This is a genomic window from Lysobacter panacisoli, assembly GCF_009765165.1.
In the GTDB taxonomy this organism is placed as follows: Bacteria; Pseudomonadota; Gammaproteobacteria; order Xanthomonadales; family Xanthomonadaceae; genus Lysobacter_J; species Lysobacter_J panacisoli.
Window position 1 is genome coordinate 583,449 of the sequence record NZ_VLNU01000001.1, and the last position, 18,060, is coordinate 601,508.

The 18,060-nt window shown below is 67.7% G+C and carries 16 protein-coding genes; 7 read left to right on the plus strand and 9 right to left on the minus strand.

Annotation, left to right across the window (positions count from 1 at the left end; genetic code table 11):
* Nucleotides 1-38: 38 nt before the first annotated feature.
* Genes FOF45_RS02940 through rluD form a run of 5 tightly spaced genes read right to left on the minus strand, consistent with a single transcriptional unit; the run spans nucleotide 39 to nucleotide 3,199 of the window.
* Nucleotides 39-485 carry a DUF3574 domain-containing protein gene (locus tag FOF45_RS02940; RefSeq protein ID WP_158982526.1) on the minus strand — a complete coding sequence of 149 codons (447 nt, stop codon included), beginning with the start codon at nucleotides 483-485 and terminating at the stop codon, nucleotides 39-41.
* A 14-nt stretch (nucleotides 486-499) separates the two neighbouring features.
* On the minus strand, nucleotides 500-919 hold the full coding sequence (locus FOF45_RS02945) for a thiol-disulfide oxidoreductase DCC family protein (protein WP_158982527.1): 420 nt from the start codon (nucleotides 917-919) through the stop codon (nucleotides 500-502).
* Nucleotides 909-1,457 (minus strand): DUF4166 domain-containing protein, encoded by a 549-nt coding sequence (locus FOF45_RS02950; protein WP_158982528.1) that lies wholly within the window; start codon nucleotides 1,455-1,457, stop codon nucleotides 909-911. Before FOF45_RS02950 ends, FOF45_RS02945 begins: the two co-directional genes overlap by 11 nt.
* Nucleotides 1,454-2,209 (minus strand): peptidoglycan editing factor PgeF, encoded by a 756-nt coding sequence (gene pgeF, locus FOF45_RS02955; RefSeq protein WP_158982529.1) that lies wholly within the window; start codon nucleotides 2,207-2,209, stop codon nucleotides 1,454-1,456. Before pgeF ends, FOF45_RS02950 begins: the two co-directional genes overlap by 4 nt.
* A gap of 3 nt (nucleotides 2,210-2,212) precedes the next feature.
* On the minus strand, nucleotides 2,213-3,199 hold the full coding sequence (gene rluD / locus FOF45_RS02960; protein WP_158982530.1) for a 23S rRNA pseudouridine(1911/1915/1917) synthase RluD: 987 nt from the start codon (nucleotides 3,197-3,199) through the stop codon (nucleotides 2,213-2,215).
* A gap of 79 nt (nucleotides 3,200-3,278) precedes the next feature.
* On the opposite strand from rluD, the gene FOF45_RS02965 reads away from it, so the two are divergent.
* Nucleotides 3,279-4,118 carry an outer membrane protein assembly factor BamD gene (locus FOF45_RS02965; RefSeq protein WP_158982531.1) on the plus strand — a complete coding sequence of 280 codons (840 nt, stop codon included), beginning with the start codon at nucleotides 3,279-3,281 and terminating at the stop codon, nucleotides 4,116-4,118.
* 72 nt (nucleotides 4,119-4,190) lie between these two features.
* Here the strand turns inward: FOF45_RS02965 and FOF45_RS02970 are convergent, their stop codons facing one another.
* The 4 genes from FOF45_RS02970 to sucC all read right to left on the minus strand — a co-directional run bounded on the left by FOF45_RS02970 (nucleotide 4,191) and on the right by sucC (nucleotide 9,989).
* On the minus strand, nucleotides 4,191-5,825 hold the full coding sequence (locus FOF45_RS02970) for an NAD+ synthase (protein WP_158982532.1): 1,635 nt from the start codon (nucleotides 5,823-5,825) through the stop codon (nucleotides 4,191-4,193).
* 80 nt (nucleotides 5,826-5,905) lie between these two features.
* Nucleotides 5,906-7,846, minus strand: a complete 1,941-nt coding sequence (locus tag FOF45_RS02975) for an acyltransferase family protein (protein WP_158982533.1) — start codon at nucleotides 7,844-7,846, stop codon at nucleotides 5,906-5,908.
* A gap of 86 nt (nucleotides 7,847-7,932) precedes the next feature.
* Nucleotides 7,933-8,808, minus strand: a complete 876-nt coding sequence (gene sucD, locus FOF45_RS02980) for a succinate--CoA ligase subunit alpha (RefSeq protein ID WP_158982534.1) — start codon at nucleotides 8,806-8,808, stop codon at nucleotides 7,933-7,935.
* A gap of 14 nt (nucleotides 8,809-8,822) precedes the next feature.
* Entirely contained in the window at nucleotides 8,823-9,989 is a 1,167-nt protein-coding gene (gene sucC / locus FOF45_RS02985) for an ADP-forming succinate--CoA ligase subunit beta (RefSeq protein ID WP_158982535.1), read from the minus strand.
* Nucleotides 9,990-10,253: 264 nt separating this feature from the next.
* Here sucC and FOF45_RS02990 point away from each other — a divergent pair, with 264 nt between their 5' ends.
* From FOF45_RS02990 to FOF45_RS03015, 6 genes are all read left to right on the plus strand, one after another.
* The gene (locus FOF45_RS02990; RefSeq protein WP_158982536.1) at nucleotides 10,254-11,876 is read left to right on the plus strand and encodes a sensor histidine kinase; all 1,623 of its coding nucleotides are present in this window, start codon (nucleotides 10,254-10,256) and stop codon (nucleotides 11,874-11,876) included.
* A gap of 70 nt (nucleotides 11,877-11,946) precedes the next feature.
* The gene (locus FOF45_RS02995; RefSeq protein WP_158982537.1) at nucleotides 11,947-13,401 is read left to right on the plus strand and encodes a sigma-54-dependent transcriptional regulator; all 1,455 of its coding nucleotides are present in this window, start codon (nucleotides 11,947-11,949) and stop codon (nucleotides 13,399-13,401) included.
* 446 nt (nucleotides 13,402-13,847) lie between these two features.
* The gene (locus FOF45_RS03000; RefSeq protein WP_158982538.1) at nucleotides 13,848-14,273 is read left to right on the plus strand and encodes a pilin; all 426 of its coding nucleotides are present in this window, start codon (nucleotides 13,848-13,850) and stop codon (nucleotides 14,271-14,273) included.
* Nucleotides 14,274-14,343: 70 nt separating this feature from the next.
* Entirely contained in the window at nucleotides 14,344-16,308 is a 1,965-nt protein-coding gene (locus FOF45_RS03005; RefSeq protein ID WP_158982539.1) for a tetratricopeptide repeat protein, read from the plus strand.
* A gap of 21 nt (nucleotides 16,309-16,329) precedes the next feature.
* The gene (locus tag FOF45_RS18235) at nucleotides 16,330-16,755 is read left to right on the plus strand and encodes a pilin (RefSeq protein ID WP_158982540.1); all 426 of its coding nucleotides are present in this window, start codon (nucleotides 16,330-16,332) and stop codon (nucleotides 16,753-16,755) included.
* 52 nt (nucleotides 16,756-16,807) lie between these two features.
* The gene (locus FOF45_RS03015; protein WP_158982541.1) at nucleotides 16,808-18,046 is read left to right on the plus strand and encodes a lipopolysaccharide biosynthesis protein; all 1,239 of its coding nucleotides are present in this window, start codon (nucleotides 16,808-16,810) and stop codon (nucleotides 18,044-18,046) included.
* Nucleotides 18,047-18,060: the final 14 nt, after the last annotated feature.

The following is an 18,060-nucleotide window of genomic DNA, read 5'->3' on the forward strand; positions in this document are numbered from 1 at the left end:
GCAGCGGCCGGCGTGGGCCGCTGTGTTGCGGAGCGGTCTCAGAACGAGACGTCGACCGCCTGCCGCGCCCACAGCACGGACTCGTGCCCGCTCGCGCGCTTCCAGGCGGTGCGGATGGCGTCGATGTCGGCGCGGCGCGCGTCCGTGTTCTCGTGCAACACCACCAGCACCTTGCAGCGCTGGCGCACCAGGCGGTTGCCGTCGCGGAACCGCCATTGGCCGTAGCCGTCGAGCACGGTCAGTCCATCGGGAAAACGCGGCGTGACTTCGGCGTCGAGGAATGCGCGCCAGCGCGCGTCGTCGATGGTATCGCTGCCATCCTCGTTGCCTACCGCGAAGTACAGCTCGCTGCGCGCCCACGCGTTCGACTGCGCCGGCCGCGCAGGATCGCCCTGCATCGACGATGCGACCAGCGCACCACTGGCGCAGCCGGCGAGCAGCACGGCGACCGTGACGGCGAACATGCAATGACGTAACGAACGCATCGACGACCTCCGGCTCACGGCAGAAAACGCACCGCCTGCTGCGGCGTCGGCAGCAGGCACTGTTCGCGGCGACCGAACCAGCGATAGCGGTTGCGTGCGAGCAGGCGATACAAACCGTCGCGAACACTGCGCGGGAACAGCGCGAAGACCGCGGCGGCAAGACGCCAGGGACCGCCCAAACCGCGCAACACCTGCACGATCGCATCGGTGTCGGTCCACGCACGTCCGCCATCGATCAGCAGGAACGACACCGGATCGTCGGGATCCAGTCCGTGCGCATCCAGCAAACCGCGTCCGGTGTCGCCCTGCATCGCGGCGAAGCGATAGCGTCCACGCCGGTCGTGGCGTAGCAGGAAGCGCACCCAGCCGTTGCACAGCACGCACACGCCGTCGAACACGATCACTGCGTCGCTGCGAGGTGATTCATGCGACATCGAGCCACCCCCGGTAATGGACCAGCAGCCCGATCCACGGCAGGCGCGCGGCCACGTCGAAACGATAGCGCCCGTCGCGTTCGTACTCGCGCGCGGTGACGCCGTCGAACCAACGTAGCGGCAACGGCAGGCCGAGCGCGCGCACGCGCGCGACGCGCCAGACGATCGCAGGCCCGATCGCCAGCAGTTCGACGTCGAGGCGGAACGCGAACGTCACCAGCCCGAGGCGCTCGCACAGCAGTCCGTCGCGCACCCACAGGCGCGAGCGCATGGCGCGTCCGGCGAAATGCCGCGCCCAGCGTTCGCGATGGTGCGCGCCGTCGATCTCGACGCGGATCGCCCCCTTTCCGGCGCTGGGCAATCGCGTGGACCATGCACACAGTCGCGACAGGAACCCGCTCCCGCGCTCGACCTCGACCTTGCCGTGGTAGCGATGCGCGCCGCTGCGTTCGTGCAGCGCGCGTACCGTCGCGGGCAACGAGTCGAAACGCGCCGCGAGCAGCTGCCGGTAGAGCGGCTGCGGCGCGATGGCGCTCATGCCTGCGGTTCGATCCAGATCAACGAGGCCATGCGGCCGGTGCGCTGGTCGCGCCGGTGCGAGAAGAAGCGTTGCGGTTCGGAAATGGTGCACAGGCCGCCGCCGTGGATGCGCGACGGGGCCATGCCGGCGGCTTCGAGCCGGCGTCGTGCGAGCGCATACAGGTCCACGCGCCAGTGGCCCGGCCGCGTCGCGACGAACGCGCCCACCGCACCGGCATCGTGTGCTACGAAGGCATCGCGTACTTCCTCGCCGATCTCATAGGCCTGCGGTCCCGCTGCCGGCCCCATCCACGCGAGCACGCGATCAGGCGCGATACGCATCGCCGCGAGCGTGTTCTCCAGCACGCCGCCGGCGAGGCCGCGCCAGCCCGCGTGCGCGGCGCCGATCGCGCTAACGTCGTCCGCGCAAAACAGCACCGGCATGCAATCGGCGGTGAGGATCGCCAGCACCGTGCCCGGTGTCGATGTCACCGACGCATCGGCTTCGGCTTCCTGCGCGGTCGGCGTATCGAAGCTTGCGACGTCGACGCCGTGGACCTGGCGCAGCCAGCACGGCGGCGACGGCAGGCGGGCATGTTCCACCAGCAACGCGCGATTGCGCTCGACCGCCGCGGCGTCATCGCCCGCGCGCAGGCCGAGATTGAAATCGTCGAACGGCGGCGGCGACACGCCCAGTCCGTGGCGCAGCGTCGTGAACCCGTGCACGCCGTTCGGCGCGGGCCACGCGGCATCGATCCACGCCGCCGCCATGCCTCAGCGCTCCCGCTCGGCGGCGGCCGCACTGTCCTCGCGCAGGACGCGGACCAGGTGCTGCAGGTCCTGCGGCACCGGTGCGGTGCAGCGGACCGGCTCGCCGGTGACCGGATGGGCGAACTCCAGCGTCTCCGCGTGCAGCGCCTGGCGACGGAAACCGCGTAGCGTCTCGATGAGTTCCGCGGTCGCGCCGCGCGGCAACTTGAGCGGACCGCCGTACAGCGGATCGCCGATGATCGGGTGCTTGAGGTGCGCCATGTGCACGCGGATCTGGTGGGTGCGGCCGGTTTCCAGGCGGCATTCCAGCAGCGTGTGCGCGCGGAAGCGTTCGCGCAGGCGGTAATGCGTGACCGCGTCGCGACCGTCCTCGCGCACGGCCATGCGGATGCGGTCGCGCGGGTGGCGGTCGATCGGCGCATCGGCGGTGCCGCCCGACACCAGCGCGCCGACCACGACGGCCAGGTACTGGCGGTGGACCTCACGCGAGGAGAGTTGTTCGATCAGCGCGGTATGCGCCGGCAGCGTGCGGGCCACGACCATCACGCCGGACGTGTCCTTGTCGAGCCGGTGGACGATGCCGGCGCGCGGCAGGGTATTGAGCGAGGGGTCGCGGTGCAGCAGCGCATTGACCAGCGTGCCGGCCGGATTGCCCGCGCCCGGATGCACCACCAGGCCCGCGGGCTTGTTGATGACGAAGACATGCTCGTCCTCGTACAGCACGTCCAGCGCGATGTCTTCCGGCTCCGAGTGCGTCTGCACCTCGAGGGCGGCGTTGAGGGTCACCGTCTCGCCGCCGCGGACCGGATCGCGCGGGCGCACCTCGCGGCCGTCCAGGCGCGCGTCGCCGGACTTGATCCAGGCGGCCAGGCGCGAGCGCGAGAAATCCGGGAAAAGTTCCGCAAGGACGGCGTCGAAGCGACGGCCGGCGGCGTTGTCCGGGACGATGGCCTGGAGGGGGTTGTCGGGGCTTGGCGGGACGGAGGGCATCGGACGGGGAGGATTCAGGGCAGGCGCGTGGGGACTGCTATTATCCGGACTTCGTACCCTCGGCGCCCGTCACCTTCCCATGACCCTACGTTCCACCTCCTCGCGTGTGCTGGCCATCCTGCTGATCGTCGCCTTCGCCGGCGTGGGCTGCAGCCGAACCAAGAAGGACGCGGACGAGGGCGTGCCGGTCGAGCAGCTCTACGAGAAGGGCCACAAGTCGATGACCAACGGCAACTGGTCCGGCGCCGAGGCCACTTACAAGCGCCTGGTCGCCCAGTACCCGTACGGCCCGTATACCGAGCAGGCGCTGGTCGAGACGGCCTACGCCCAGTACAAGTCCGGCAAGCACGACGATGCGATCAGCAGCATCGACCGCTTCATCCGTACCTACCCGACCCACAAGAACACCGTCTACATGTACTACCTGCGCGGGCTGACCAACTCCAGCCGCGACACGGTGTTCCTGCAGCGCGTGTGGAGCCTGGACGCCAGCCGCCGCGATCTGGCGACCCCGCTGCAGGCGTTCAACGACTTCTCCATCGTCGCCGACCGCTACCCGACCAGCCGCTACGCCGAGGACGCGCGCAGCCGCATGCGCGGCCTGCGCGACATGTTCGCCCGCCACGAGCTGGACACCGCGCTGTACTACCTGCGCCGGACGGCCTATGTCGCCGCGGTGGAGCGCGCCAAGTTCCTGCTCGAAACCTACCCGCAGAGCCAGTACCAGAACGACGCCGTCGCCACTCTCGCCGTCGCCTACGAAGGCCTGGGCAACGAGGCGCTGGCCGCCGACGCCAAGCGCGTGCTGCAGCTCAACGATCCGAGCCATCCGTACCTGGCCGGCAAGTGGCCGGACTACCCGAGCAACTGGCGCAAGCTCAACCCGTTCGCGGGCGAGAAGTCGGCGCTGGACAACTGATCCGGGTTCGCACCACACCAACGAAAACGCCGCCTCCGGGCGGCGTTTTCATTTGCGGCGATGGTACGTGCGTCAGCCGCGGTAGCCGTTGCTGATCGGATAGCGCCGTTCGCGCCCGAACGCGCGACGCGACACTTTCGGGCCGGGCGCGGACTGGTGGCGCTTCCATTCGCTGATGCGCACCAGGCGCAGCACCTTGTCGACGGTAGCTGCGTCGAAACCCGCCGCGACGATTTCATCACGCGACTGTTCCTGGTCGACGTAGCGCAGCAGGATCGCATCGAGCACGTCGTACGGCGGCAGCGAATCCTGGTCCTTCTGGTTCTCGCGCAGCTCCGCCGACGGCGGACGATCGATCACGCCCTGCGGAACGACGCGGTCGCCCACGGTGTTGCGCCAGCGCGCCAGCGCGAACACCTCGGTCTTGTACAGGTCCTTCAGCGGCGCGTAGCCGCCGCACATGTCGCCGTAGATGGTGGCGTAGCCGACCGCGTACTCGCTCTTGTTGCCGGTGGTCAGCAGCAGTCCGCCGAACTTGTTGCTCATCGCCATCAGCAGCGCACCGCGCGTGCGCGACTGCAGGTTCTCTTCGGTGGTGTCGACCGGCAAGTCGCCGAAATGCTCGGACAGAGCGTCGAGATAACCCTGGAACGGCTTCTCGATCGGCAGCGTCAGCAGCTTCACGCCCTGCATGCGGCACTGTTCCTCGGCGAGGTCGTTCGACAGGTCCGCGGTGTAGCGCGAGGGCATGCGCACGGCGGTGACGTTGTCGGCGCCGATCGCGTCCACCGCGATCGCCATCACCAGCGACGAATCGATGCCGCCCGACAAGCCCAGCCAGATCTTGCGGAAGCCATTCTTGCGACAGTAGTCCTGGGTGCCGCGCACCACTGCGCGCCAGGCGAGCGCATCGCGGCTTTCGTCGCCGTCCTCCATCCACTGCACCGGTGCGAAGCGGCGCGAATCCGGATCGAAATCCACCACCAGCCACTGATCGGTGAACGCCGCCGCGGCCGGATGCACGGTGCCATCGCCATCGGCGACAACCGAACCGCCATCGAACACGAGCGCGTCCTGCCCGCCGACGACGTTGAGGTACACCAGGCCGACGCCGGTTTCCTGCACGCGCTGCGCCATCAGTGCATCGCGCTCGGCGTGCTTGTCGCGCTCGAACGGCGAGGCGTTCGGCACCAGCACCAGCTCGGCGCCCTTCGCGACCGTGCTCGCCAATGGTTCGGGGAACCACAGGTCTTCGCAGATGATCAGGCCGACCTGCACGCCGTCGACGTCGAACACGCAGTCCTCGCGGTCGGGATCGACGTCGAAGTAGCGTCGCTCATCGAACACCGCGTAGTTCGGCAGTTCGCGCTTGCGGTAGGTATGCGAGACGTGGCCGTCGCGCAGCACGCTGGCCGCGTTGTAGACGATGCTGCCGGCCGCCTGCGGCCAACCGACGACGGCGACGATGCCGCGCGTCGATGCAGCCAGGCGTTCGATCGCTGCTTCGCAATCGGCGAGGAAGCCGGGACGCAACAGCAGGTCTTCCGGCGGATAACCGCTGAGCGCGAGTTCCGGGAACAGCACGACGTCGGCGCCGTGTTCGTCGCGCGCCTGTTCGATCATGGCGGCGATGCGTTCGGCGTTCTCATGCACGGCGCCGACCGAGAAGTCGAACTGCGCCAGGGCGATGCGGAGGGGTTGGCTCATGGGGGGATGCACGTCCCTTCAGGCTTACCCCGCCAGTATCGGGCTTTGCCCGCGCGAGCGGAACCGGCGCGGGCCGAACGCTACGGTGCGGCGGGGGTAGCGCGGGCCTGCCAGCGCGCGGGATCGGCCAGATAGGCCCGCGCGAAGTGGCGAGCGGCGGTGGACGAGACGTGGTTGGCATCCCAGAACAGCGCGTATCCGTCGCGTGAAGCCGGACACGTCGTCGGGCCGCAGAAGAAGTCCGCAGGATTGACCAGTTCTACGTTGGGATGCTTGGCGGCGATGCGGCGGAACGTGGCCCACACACTCTTCGAGAGCTGTTCGTACTGTTCGCGCGACATCGCACAGCGCGCCTGCCCGACGTCGGCAAGGCACTTCGCGGCCGACGCCTCCAGCCGCGGCAACGGCCCCATCAGTACCACCTTCTTCGCGTAGGGCGCGACGGCGGCGACGGTCTGGTCGATGCCCGCCCCCACCGATTCCGGTGTCTGGTAACTCGTCGCCGCGTTCGTTCTCGGCTCGAACAGCAGGAGCCATCGCCCCGCGAGGATCACTTCGTCGGGACGGTGTTCGCGCACGTACGCCGTCGCCAGTGCGTTGAAGCGTCGACACGTGTCGCGGTGACGTGGAAATTCGGCGAGGCGCGTGTCGAAGTTGCCCAGCGGCGGACAGGCATCCAGCGTGAAACTCGCGGCACTCGTACCGGAAGCTGCCGCCACCGACCACGCGAACGGCTGCCATGCCAGCGCGTGCGAATCGCCCCACAGCACCACGCGCGGCGACGAACCCGGTTCGGAGTAGCAGTCGCTCGATTGCAGGCGTTGCACGTCCTTGCCCAGGCCGTAATGGCAGCGCTGCATGTTCTCGGGCTGGTCGAGGCCGGCCGTGCGTGGATCCTGCAGCGGTGCGGGCCGAGCGAGGACAAAGGTGAGCGCCAGCACCGCCGAGGCTGTCGCACCCACGATGACGGTCCGGCGCCTGCTGTCTTTTGCGGAGGCTGGACGGCGGAACGGCGTCTCGATGAAGCGGTAACTCAGGCATGCCAACACGACGGCCGCCGCGCATGCCCACAACCGATCGCCGGTCGAGGACTGCCACACCACTTCACGCTGGAACGCGAGCAGCGGCCAGTGCCACAGGTACAGCGAATAGGAAATCAGGCCGAAGAACACGGCCGGCCGCGTGCGCAGCAGGACGGATGCGCCACCAGGACGCTCCGCGTCGTGGATGCTCCACAGCAGCGCACCCGCGCCGAGTACGACCGGTGCGGCGCCCAGTCCCGGAAAATGCGTCGTACCCAGCGCGACCGAACCCAGGATCGCGCACAGGCCGAGCCACGACAGCGCAATGGCTGCTTGCGAACGCAGCGCGCCGCGCGGCGCGATCGCCACCAGCGCACCGATCGCGAATTCCCAGAAGCGCGCAGGCATCTGGAAGAACGCGATGGAGGGCCGCGATTGCATCCAGTATTCCGCGAGCGCCAGCGAGACGATGCTGCCGAGGACCAGCGCGATGCCCACACCGCGCACGCTGCTGCGTCGCAGTGCGAGGAGCAGCAGGCCCGGCAGCAGCAGGTAGAACTGTTCCTCCACGCCCAGCGACCACAGGTGCAGCAGCGGCACTTCTTCCGCCGGCGTGTCGAAATAGTTGCCCGTCGTGAACTGGAAGAAGAGGTTGCCGGCGAACAGCAGCGACGCTCCCGCCGACAGCATCAGCGCGCGCAATGCATTCGCGTCCAGCAATGCCGCGCCCATCGCGACAGTGGCGAGCACCACCGCGGTCAGCGCGGGCAACAGGCGACGCACGCGACGTGCGTAGAAGCCGACGAAATCCAGCGTGCCGGTCTGCCGGTGCTCGATCAGCAGCAGCGATGCGATCAGGTAGCCGGAGATGACGAAGAAGACGTCGACGCCGAGGAAGCCGCCCGGCAGCCACGACGGCTCGGCGTGGTAGAGCACCACCGACAGCACCGCCACGGCGCGCAGGCCGTCGATTTCGCGCTTGTATCCCAGAGCCGACATTCCCCCTCCCCAAGGGCCAAGATACAAAAACCCGCGCTTCGTTGCCGAAGCGCGGGTCTCGTTTCACATCCAGCGTTGGAGCGGGATCAGCCCTTGAGGCGCTTGGCGATCGCCGCGCCGAGGTCGCCCGGCGACTTCACCGTGGTGACACCGGCCTTCTCCATCGCGGCGAACTTGCCTTCCGCCGTGCCCGAGCCGCCCGAGGCGATCGCACCGGCGTGGCCCATGCGCTTGCCCTTCGGCGCGGAGGCGCCGGCGATGAAGCCGACGACCGGCTTGGTCACGTGCTTGGCGATGTACTCGGCCGCTTCTTCCTCGGCCGAACCGCCGATCTCGCCGACCATGATGATGCCTTGCGTCTGCGGATCGTTCTGGAACAGCTTCAGCGCGTCGATGAAGTTGGTACCGTTGATCGGGTCGCCGCCGATGCCGATGCAGGTCGACTGGCCAAGGCCCACGTCGGTGGTCTGCTTCACGGCTTCATACGTCAGCGTGCCCGAGCGCGACACGATGCCGATCTTGCCCGGCATGTGGATGTGGCCCGGCATGATGCCGATCTTGCACTCGCCCGGCGTGATCACGCCCGGGCAGTTCGGACCGACCAGTACGGTGTCCGGGTAGCCCTTGAGCACGTTCTTGGCGCGCAGCATGTCGAGCACCGGGATGCCCTCGGTGATGCACACGATGACCTTGATGCCGGCAGCGGCCGCTTCCATGATCGCGTCGGCCGCGAACGGCGGCGGGACGTAGATGACGGACGCGTCGGCGCCGGTGGTCTTCACGGCTTCGGCGACGGTGTTGAAGACCGGCAGGCCCAGGTGTTCAGTGCCACCCTTGCCCGGGGTCACGCCACCGACGACCTTGGTGCCGTACTCGAGCATCTGCTGCGCGTGGAAGGTGCCCTGCGAGCCGGTGAAGCCCTGCACGATCACCTTGGTGTTCTTGTTGATCAATACGCTCATGGTGTCGTGGGTCCTTACTTGCCGGCGACGGCCGCAACGGCCTTCTTCGCGCCGTCGTTGATGTCGTCGGCCGGAGTGATGGCCAGGCCCGAGTTCTTCAGCATTTCCTTGCCGGCTTCCACGTTGGTGCCTTCCAGGCGAACGATCACCGGCACCTTGACGTCGACTTCCTTCACCGCAGCGATGATGCCCTCGGCGATCATGTCGCAGCGGACGATGCCGCCGAAGATGTTCACGAAGATCGCCTTCACCTTGTCCGAGGACAGGATGAGCTTGAACGCCTCGGTCACGCGCTCCTTGGTGGCGCCGCCGCCGACGTCGAGGAAGTTCGCCGGCTCGCCGCCGTTGAGCTTGATCACGTCCATCGTCGCCATCGCCAGGCCGGCGCCGTTGACCATGCAGCCGATGTTGCCGTCCATCGTGACGTAGTTGAGGTCGTGCTGGCTGGCCAGCACCTCGGTCTCGTCTTCCTGGCGGATGTCGCGCATCGCCACCAGTTCCGGATGGCGGAACGAGGCGTTGTCGTCGGAATCGACCTTGCCGTCGAGCACGGCGAGGTCGCCGTTGGTGAGGATCGCCAGCGGGTTCAGTTCGACCAGCGCCAGGTCCTTCTCGTTGAACAGCTTGTACAGGCCCAGCATGATCTTGGTCAGCTGGCCGACCTGCTTGGCGTTCAGGCCCATCGCGAAGCCGAGGTCGCGGCATTCGAACGGCTGCAGGCCCTGCACGTAGTTCACGTGCAGCGCATGGATGGCTTCCGGCTTCTCGGCGGCCACCTGCTCGATGTCCATGCCGCCTTCGGCGGAGGCGATGAAGGTGATCGACTTGGTCGAGCGGTCGACCAGGATCGACAGGTACAGCTCCTTGGCGATGTCGGTGCCTTCGGAGATCAGGACCGAATCGATCGGCAGCTCGACGCCGGCGGTCTGGTAGGTCGCCATCTTCGTGCCGAGCATCCCGGTGGCGTACTGCTTCACCTCGTCGTACGACTTGGCAAGCTTGACGCCGCCGGCCTTGCCGCGACCGCCCGCGTGGATCTGCGCCTTGACGACCCACAGGTCGCCCGGGATGGCCTTGGCAGCGGCAACGGCTTCTTCCGGAGTGCGCGCCACGCGCCCGACCGGCACAGCGATGCCGTATTCGGCAAACAGTTGCTTTGCCTGATATTCGTGAAAATTCATGCGTCACCGAGGGGAGTGAAAAGAATCCCCGCGGCCGCTGCCGATCCGGGTGGAACCCGTTCGGCCGAGTGCGAGGGGGCCGTATTGTCGCCCATACAGGCGGCCCGGGCAAAACCGCCCCTGCCCGACCCGGCGCCGGCACGCCGGCTTTGCCGATGTGGGCGTCCGGCGTGCCCCATCCAGCGCCGCCGCGGGCGCCCGACTGGCGACAGACTCCCACGGCCGGCCATACTCGGCGGGCATCCAACCGCCGGGGTTCGCCGCTTGCCGTCCGTCCTCGCCCCGCTCGACGCCGCCGACGCCGACCGCGCGCTCCGCCGCGAACTCTATTTCTTCACGCTCTACCGCCTGTTCGAGGCGGCGCTGCTGGTGTTCTTCCTGTTCGGACCGGTGACCGGGCTGATCGAACCCCTCCGCCACGCGCTGCTGGCGCGCTCGATCGCGCTGTCGTACCTGTTCATCGCCGCGCTGCTGTTCGTCTTCGGGCGTACCGGCGACCTGCGGGCGCAGACCCTCACCGGGATCGCGGCGGACCTGTTCTTCGGCTTCCTCGCCATGCACACGATGCCGGCCGCCGGCACGGGTGTGGCGCTGATGCTGCTGTTCAACGTCGGCGCGGCCTCGCTGCTGCTGCCGCCGCGCTTCGGCTTCGGTGCGGCCGCGGTGGCGGTGGCCGGACTGTTCGGCGAGTACCTGTGGAGCCTGCTCGAGGCCGACGGCCCGTCGCGCACGCTGGCCGAGCCGATGATGTTCTCGGTCGGCTACATGGCCATCGCCACGCTGACCAGCATCCTCGGCCGGCAGATGCGCGAGAGCTACGACCTGGCCGAACGGCGCGGCGCCGAGGCCGCGCACCTGGGCGAGATCAACGAGCTGATCATCCGCCGCCTGCGCACCGGCGTGCTGCTGGTCGATCGCGGCGACCGCATCCGCCTGGCCAACGAGGCGGCGATGCTGCTGCTGGGCGACGCCGGGGAAAGCGTCGATCTGCATGGCCATCGCAGCCTGGCAGTGGCCGCGCCCGAACTGGCGCGCCGGCTCGAACGCTGGCGCCAGGACGGGACCCACCAGGACAGCCCGCTGCAGCTCGCGCCCGACCTGCCCGAAGTGGTGCCGCGCTTCACCCGCCTGCTGGCCGGCAGCGAGCAGGTGCTGATCTTCCTCGACGACACCTCGCTGCTCTCGCGCCATGCCGAGTCGATGACGCTGGCGACGCTGGGACGCTTTTCGGCGAGCCTCGCGCACGAGATCCGCAATCCGCTCGCGGCCATCAACTACGCGGTGCAGCTGCTGGAAGAATCCGACGACGTGCCGACCGCCGAGCGCCGGCTGCTGGAGATCATCCGCCAGCAGGGCATCCGCATGAACGGCATCGTCGAGAACGTGCTGGGTATGGCCCGGCGCGAACCGGCCAAGCCGGAGCACGTGGAGCTGATCGGCTTCTGCCGGCTGTTCGTCGAGGAATACCTGGAGAGCCATCCGCTCGACCTGGACACGCTGCGCAGCAGCGGCAACGTCGCGCGCCTGCCGGTGCTGATCGACCCGCGCCAGCTGCACCAGGTGCTGACCGTGCTGGTGCACAACGCGCTGACCTACGGACGCATGCCCGGCGAACCGGCGCGCGTGACGGTGCACGTGTACGCAGACGAATCGAGCCTGCCGTGCATCGACGTGCTCGACCGTGGACCGGGCATTCCCGAGTCGGTGGCCTCGCGTCTGTTCCGGCCGTTCTTCACCACGTCCAGCCACGGCACGGGACTCGGCCTGTACATCGCGCGCGAGCTGTGCCGCGCCAACCAGGCCACGCTGGACTACGTGCCGATGCCCGGCGGCGGCGGGTGCTTCCGCATCCGGCTGGTCGGCAGCCACACGCTGCTTGCTGCCTGAATGCGCAATTCGCACGCTTCTGCTTGGCGCTTCAGTCGACCTTAAGTTATCGTGAAGGCCGGAGGGAAGGATGGCCGAAACACGCAGTGCATTGGTGGTCGACGACGAACGCGACATTCGCGAACTCCTCGTCATGACCTTGGGCCGCATGGGCCTGCGATGCGACACCGCCTCCACGATCGGCGAAGCGCGCAGCCAGCTGTCGCGCAATCGCTATGATCTGTGCCTGACCGACATGCGCCTGCCGGACGGCTCGGGCATGGACCTGGTCGCGGAGATCAGCCAGAAGCATCCCGACACGCCGGTCGCGATGATCACCGCCTTCGGCAACGTCGAGGCCGCGGTGGAAGCGCTGAAGGCCGGCGCCTTCGATTTCGTCGCCAAGCCCGTGGACCTGGCCGTGCTGCGCGATCTGGTCCGGCACGCGCTCGACCTCAATGAAAGCCGCAAGGCGGGCAACCCGGCGCAGACCGACGCGGTCGCCGCACGCCTGTACGGCCAGTCGCCGGCGATGACGCAGCTGCGCCAGACCATCGGCAAGGTCGCGCGCAGCCAGGCGCCGGTCTACATCGTCGGCGAATCCGGCACCGGCAAGGAGCTGGTCGCGCGCACCATCCACGCCGAAGGCGCGCGCTCGACCGGTCCGTTCGTGCCCGTCAACTGCGGCGCGATCCCGGCCGAGCTGATGGAGAGCGAATTCTTCGGCCACAAGAAGGGCAGCTTCACCGGCGCCCACGCCGACAAGCCCGGCCTGTTCCAGACCGCCGACGGCGGCACGCTGTTCCTGGACGAAATCGCCGAGCTGCCGCTGGCGATGCAGGTCAAGCTGCTGCGCGCGATCCAGGAGAAGTCGATCCGCCCGGTCGGCGCCAACAGCGAAGTGCCGGTGGATGTGCGCATCCTCTCGGCCACGCACAAGGACCTGGGCGCGCTCGTCGCCGACGGCCGCTTCCGCCAGGACTTGTACTACCGCATCAACGTGATCGAACTGCGCGTGCCGCCGCTGCGCGAACGCCAGGACGATCTGCCCGGCCTCGCCGCCAAGGTGCTGCAACGCCTGGCGACCGCGCAGGGCCGTCCGGTTCCGCAGCTCAGCGCCGATGCACTCGAGACGCTGCGCAGCTACGGCTTCCCGGGCAATGTGCGCGAACTGGAGAACATCCTCGAACGCGCGCTCGCCCTGGCCGAAGGCGACAGCCTGACTGCAGACGATCTGCGCCTGCCGCGCCCCGCGCAGGCTTCCGCGCCGGCCGCCGCGCCGACTGCGACGACGACGCCGGCAGCGGCTTCGCAGACGGCGCCGCTCGCGGTGCCGGGCCAGCCGATGGTCGCGATCGATCCGCGCACGCTCAATCCGCGAGATACCGCCAGCAGCCCGCTGCCCTCGTACATCGAGGAGATCGAACGCGCCGCCATCCAGCAGGCACTGCAGGAAAACCGCTACAACAAGACGCGCACCGCGGCCGCACTCGGCATCACCTTCCGCGCGCTGCGCTACAAGCTCAAGAAGCTCGGCATCGACTGATGCACGCACGCGAGGTCGCACGCACGACCTCGCGTCCCTTCGCAGCAACTGCACCGCACCACACGCCGAGGTTCTGGCGAGCGTCGCGTTGGCCGGGATCACCGCCAGCGGAAACCGGACTTGAGTCACACCCCTGGGCAGCTTGCGCCCTGCGGGGTCGCCTGCCGGCGGATCGGGTCACAAAGCGCCCTGACCCCGGAATATCGCGGAAAGTGACACAAAAGGTCACTGATCGATGCCGCTGACAATTTGCGTCATGGGCGACCGGACCGGCTTCAGACATGGATCGTGATGTCATCTCCAGTTCAGCCACAACATGCCGGGCAAACAACATTGGCACGGCTTATGCGTGTACTTTACCGGCACGTGCAAGTGAGCACGGCTGCCCGAGGACCGGAAAGTCGGCCCACAGGCACGTGATGTCAAACACTCCTAGGGGAAACAAGATGAAGAAGCAGCAAGGCTTTACCCTGATCGAACTGATGATCGTGGTCGCGATCATCGCCATCCTGGCCGCCATCGCGCTGCCGGCTTACCAGGACTACGTGGCCCGTTCGCAGGTTTCGGAAGCCATGAGCCTGGCCTCGGGCGCCAAGACCGCCGTTGCCGAGAAGTACGGCGACACCGGCGATTTCTCGGGCATCGACAACGCCGCTGCCGGCCTGGCCGACGAAGCTTCGATCAACGGCAAGTACGTCGAGTCCGTGGCCGTTGCCGACGGCGTGATCACCGCTGAGTTCAGCGACTCTGCCAGCGCCAAGATCAACGCCGGCAACTTCACGCTGACCCCGGCCGACCAGGGTGGTTCGATCCGTTGGACCTGCGGTGGCTCGATCGACCCGAAGTACAAGCCGAGCAGCTGCCGCGACTAATCCTGCGGCCTGCTGTTGCAATCGCGAAGGGCCGCCTCGTGCGGCCCTTCGTTTTTTTACGGGGAAGCAAATGCTGCATCGAATCCGCACCACTGGCGCCGCCTGCCTGGCGCTGCTCGTCCTGGGACTGATCGCCTACTGGCCCGGACTGCACGGCGGCTTCATCTTCGACGACTTCCCCAACCTGGTCGCCGATCCCGACTGGAAGGTCCGCACGCTGGATCTCGTCGAATGGCGTCGTGCCGTGTTCAACGGCATCTCCAGCAGCGTCGGCCGTCCGCTGGCGATGCTGAGCTTCGCTCTCAACCACTATTTCACCGGACTGGACCCGTTCTGGCTCAAGGCCACGAACCTCGCGATCCATCTGGGCAACGCGTTGCTGGTGTTCTTCCTGTGCGTGCGCGTGTTCGCGCTTGCCGGGGCGTCCTCGGACCAGCGCCGTGTCGGCCGCTTTGCCGCCTTCATCGTCGCCGCGGCCTGGGCGGTGCATCCGCTGCAAGTCTCGAGCGTGCTGTACGTCGTCCAGCGCATGGAACTGGGCGCGCAGGGCTTCGTGTTGCTGGCGCTGCTGGCCTACCTGAAAGGCCGCGAGCGACAGATTGCTGGCCATCGCGGCTGGCCCTGGCTGGTCGCCACTGCCGCGGCCATGCTGGCCGGACTGGGCTTCAAGGAGTCCGCCCTGCTCGTTCCAGGCTATGCCTTCCTGCTCGAGCTGTGCGTCCTGCGTTTCCGCGGCGCCGGCGGCCAGCGTTCGCGTCTGTGGATGGGCGCGTATGCCGCCGGGATTGCCGTTGCGGGGATCGGATTCTTCGCCGTGCTTCTGCCGCACTACCTGGGCCCCCGGATATATGCGTACCGCGACTTCAGCCTCGTCGAGCGATTGCTGACGCAGGGCCCGGTCCTGACCACCTACCTCGGCCAGATCCTGCTGCCGTCACCGGACCGGCTGGTCTTCTACTACGACAACTACCCGATTTCGCGCGGCCTGCTCGATCCGCCGTGGACGCTGGCCGCCTTCGCCCTGCTCGGCGCGCTGCTGGCGATCGCCGCGCTCGCATGGCGGCGCTGGCCGCTGGTGACGCTGGGCATCGGCTGGTTCTTCCTGTCGCATGCGTTGACCAGCAATGTGGTGCCGCTGGAACTGGCGTTTGAGCACCGCAACTACCTTGCCCTGCTCGGCCTGCTGATCGCGCTGGTGCCGCCGCTGGCGTGGCTTTGCCGCAGCCTCAACACCGACGCTCGCGTATCGCTCGCATCACTGCCGGTGCTCGCGCTGCTGGCGCTGTGCCTGATCCAGAGCCACACCTGGGGCGACCCGATGCGGTTGGCCGTGGCTCTGTCGACGCGCAACATCGAGTCGCCACGCGCCTCGTACGAACTGGGCAAGCTGCTGCTCGAGGACGCGCGCAGCGACGTGAACGCGCCCTCGTGGTCGTTGGCCCGTCGCGAGTTCGAACACGCCGCGTCCTTGCCCAACAGTTCCCCGCTGGGGGAGCAGGCGCTGATCATCATGGACGGCCGCACGGACCAGGCCATTCCCAATGAGCGCTGGGAGTCGTTCCGCGCCAAGCTCGCACGGCGCCAAGCCGGACCTCACGAGCTGTCGGCGCTCAGGGGCGTCGTCGCCTGCCGCGTCCAGAAGAAGTGCAAGCTGGACGACCAGCAACTGCTGGATACCTTCGGCGTGGCCTTGCAGCGCAATCCGCGCTCCGGCCGCATCCACGCGGAGTACGCCAACTTCGCCTACAACGTGCTCGGCGACCGGCAACTTGCCGTTCGCGTCATGCGCGACGCCGTTCGTCTGGAACCCAACGAACCCGCGCTCCAGATCGGCCTGGCGAAGTTCTTGTTGGCATCAAGCTTGCATTCCAGTTCTCCAGGGGAAGTCGAGCGCCTGATCGCCGACGTGCAGTCCAGCAACCGCGACGGGCGCTGGGACAACGACCTTCGTGAGCTGGAACAGCTCCGGTCGTCCGGCACGATGGGCAGGCAAAGGAATCAATCCCTCGCTCCCGCCGGGGGCGGGGGCAAATAACAAGGAACCGGGGGATACGCCATGAAATCGCAGCAGCACGGCTTCACGTTGATCGAACTCATGATCGTGGTGGCCATCATCGCCATCCTCGCCGCGATCGCACTGCCCGCATACCAGGACTACGTGACGCGCGCACAGGTCTCCGAGGGCATCAGCCTGTCGACCGGCGCGAAGGTCGCCATCGCCACCTACTACGGCGACAACGCCCGGTTCCCCACCGACAACGAAGACGCCGGCATGGCCGACCCGGGCTCGATCAACGGCAAGTATGTCGAGTCCGTCACTGTCGATGACACGGGCACCATTTCCGTGCTCTTCAGCGGCTCGGCCAGCGCGAAGATCAGCGGCCAAACGCTTACCATGCAGGTCCACGACAACGACGGGAGCTTGAGCTGGGAATGCGGTGGGCTGCCGAACAACTACATGCCCGGTACTTGCCGCAACTGACGCGGCGCCTGCATCCAGCCCCTGACCGGGCGGGCGAAACATCGTCCGCCTGATGTTGCGCAGGTATATCCCGGCCGCCGGATCGCTGGCGGCCAATACGGCACTCGCCACGTTCTGGCAGCTGGTACGCGTCGGCGTCCAGCTGCTGTGGACCATCGTCATCGCACGCAGCCTGGGCATCGCCGATTACGGCCGGCTCGCGGGCATCGTCGGTTTCGCCGCGCTGCTGGCGACCTTCACCGGCATCGGTTTCGCCCTGCTCATGCTGCAGCAGGTGGCGCGCGAGCCGGAACGCCTCGGCGTCTACTGGCGCAAATCCTGGGTTTCCATCCTCGTGCTTGGCAGCGCGATATCACTGCTGTTCGCGGGCATCGGCCCGCTGCTGCTCGGCGGACATGCGTGGCTGTACCTGCTGGTCGGCGTGACCGAACTGATCTGTCTCCCGCTCACGATGGCGTGCAGCTACGCGTTCCAGGCGCATGCGCGCATGGGCGTGGCGAACCTGCTGTATGTCTTCATCCCCGCGGCCAACCTGATCGCCGGCCTGAGCTTCGCCGCGTCTGGCGTGACGCGCGACCTCGACCACTACATCGGCTTCCATGCCGTGTTCGCATCGATCGCCACCGCGGCGGCGTGCCTCGTCGTCGTGCGCCTGTTGCGACCGGCGTCCGCTTCGCTGGCCGTGTCGCGACATGAAACGAGCGAAGCCGCCGGCTTCTCGGTGATGCGACTGGCCGATAACGGGCTCAATGCGTTCGACAAGACGCTGGTCCTGCGCCTGGCCGGCACCGATATCGCCGGCGCCTACACCGCCGCGTTCCGCATCGTCACGGTGCTGACCCTGCCCGTCACCTCATTAGCAATGTCGGCCCTTCCACGTCTGTTCCGTGCCCACGGCCGTGATGAAGAGCACACATCGCGATTTGTGACCAAGTTGATGTTCCACACCATCGGCTTCGGACTGCTCTCCGCCGTCGCGATGTGGCTGTGCGCACCGGTACTGCCGTGGCTGCTCGGCCCCTCGTTCGCACCGGCCGTCGACGCCGCACGCTGGCTGTGCCTGTCGCCGCTGCTGTTCGGCCTGTGCTCGGTCGGATCCAGCGTCCTGCTGACCCGTGGACGCCGCAACCAGCGCATCCTCTCGCAGTGCGCCGGCATGGCGGCCATGATCGTGGCCGGCATTACACTGATGCCTCGCTACGGTCTCGCCGGCGCGACCCTCACGCTGCTGGTGGCGCAGGCCACCACGGCGGTGCTGGTCTGGTCGGCGGTACTGGCCAAACCTCGCTGATCCCCTTTCGTCAC

What these genes read in the sequence shown, in the direction of transcription:
- FOF45_RS18235 (WP_158982540.1), top strand. Translation starts at nt 16,330, where the DNA reads ATGAAATCGCAGCAGCACGGCTTCACGTTGATCGAACTCATGATCGTG.
- FOF45_RS02940 (WP_158982526.1), bottom strand. Translation starts at nt 485, where the DNA reads ATGCGTTCGTTACGTCATTGCATGTTCGCCGTCACGGTCGCCGTGCTG.
- FOF45_RS02970 (WP_158982532.1), bottom strand. Translation starts at nt 5,825, where the DNA reads ATGAGCCAACCCCTCCGCATCGCCCTGGCGCAGTTCGACTTCTCGGTC.
- FOF45_RS03000 (WP_158982538.1), top strand. Translation starts at nt 13,848, where the DNA reads ATGAAGAAGCAGCAAGGCTTTACCCTGATCGAACTGATGATCGTGGTC.
- sucC (WP_158982535.1), bottom strand. Translation starts at nt 9,989, where the DNA reads ATGAATTTTCACGAATATCAGGCAAAGCAACTGTTTGCCGAATACGGC.
- FOF45_RS02975 (WP_158982533.1), bottom strand. Translation starts at nt 7,846, where the DNA reads ATGTCGGCTCTGGGATACAAGCGCGAAATCGACGGCCTGCGCGCCGTG.
- pgeF (WP_158982529.1), bottom strand. Translation starts at nt 2,209, where the DNA reads ATGGCGGCGGCGTGGATCGATGCCGCGTGGCCCGCGCCGAACGGCGTG.
- FOF45_RS03005 (WP_158982539.1), top strand. Translation starts at nt 14,344, where the DNA reads ATGCTGCATCGAATCCGCACCACTGGCGCCGCCTGCCTGGCGCTGCTC.
- FOF45_RS02950 (WP_158982528.1), bottom strand. Translation starts at nt 1,457, where the DNA reads ATGAGCGCCATCGCGCCGCAGCCGCTCTACCGGCAGCTGCTCGCGGCG.
- FOF45_RS02965 (WP_158982531.1), top strand. Translation starts at nt 3,279, where the DNA reads ATGACCCTACGTTCCACCTCCTCGCGTGTGCTGGCCATCCTGCTGATC.
- rluD (WP_158982530.1), bottom strand. Translation starts at nt 3,199, where the DNA reads ATGCCCTCCGTCCCGCCAAGCCCCGACAACCCCCTCCAGGCCATCGTC.
- sucD (WP_158982534.1), bottom strand. Translation starts at nt 8,808, where the DNA reads ATGAGCGTATTGATCAACAAGAACACCAAGGTGATCGTGCAGGGCTTC.
- FOF45_RS03015 (WP_158982541.1), top strand. Translation starts at nt 16,808, where the DNA reads ATGTTGCGCAGGTATATCCCGGCCGCCGGATCGCTGGCGGCCAATACG.
- FOF45_RS02995 (WP_158982537.1), top strand. Translation starts at nt 11,947, where the DNA reads ATGGCCGAAACACGCAGTGCATTGGTGGTCGACGACGAACGCGACATT.
- FOF45_RS02945 (WP_158982527.1), bottom strand. Translation starts at nt 919, where the DNA reads ATGTCGCATGAATCACCTCGCAGCGACGCAGTGATCGTGTTCGACGGC.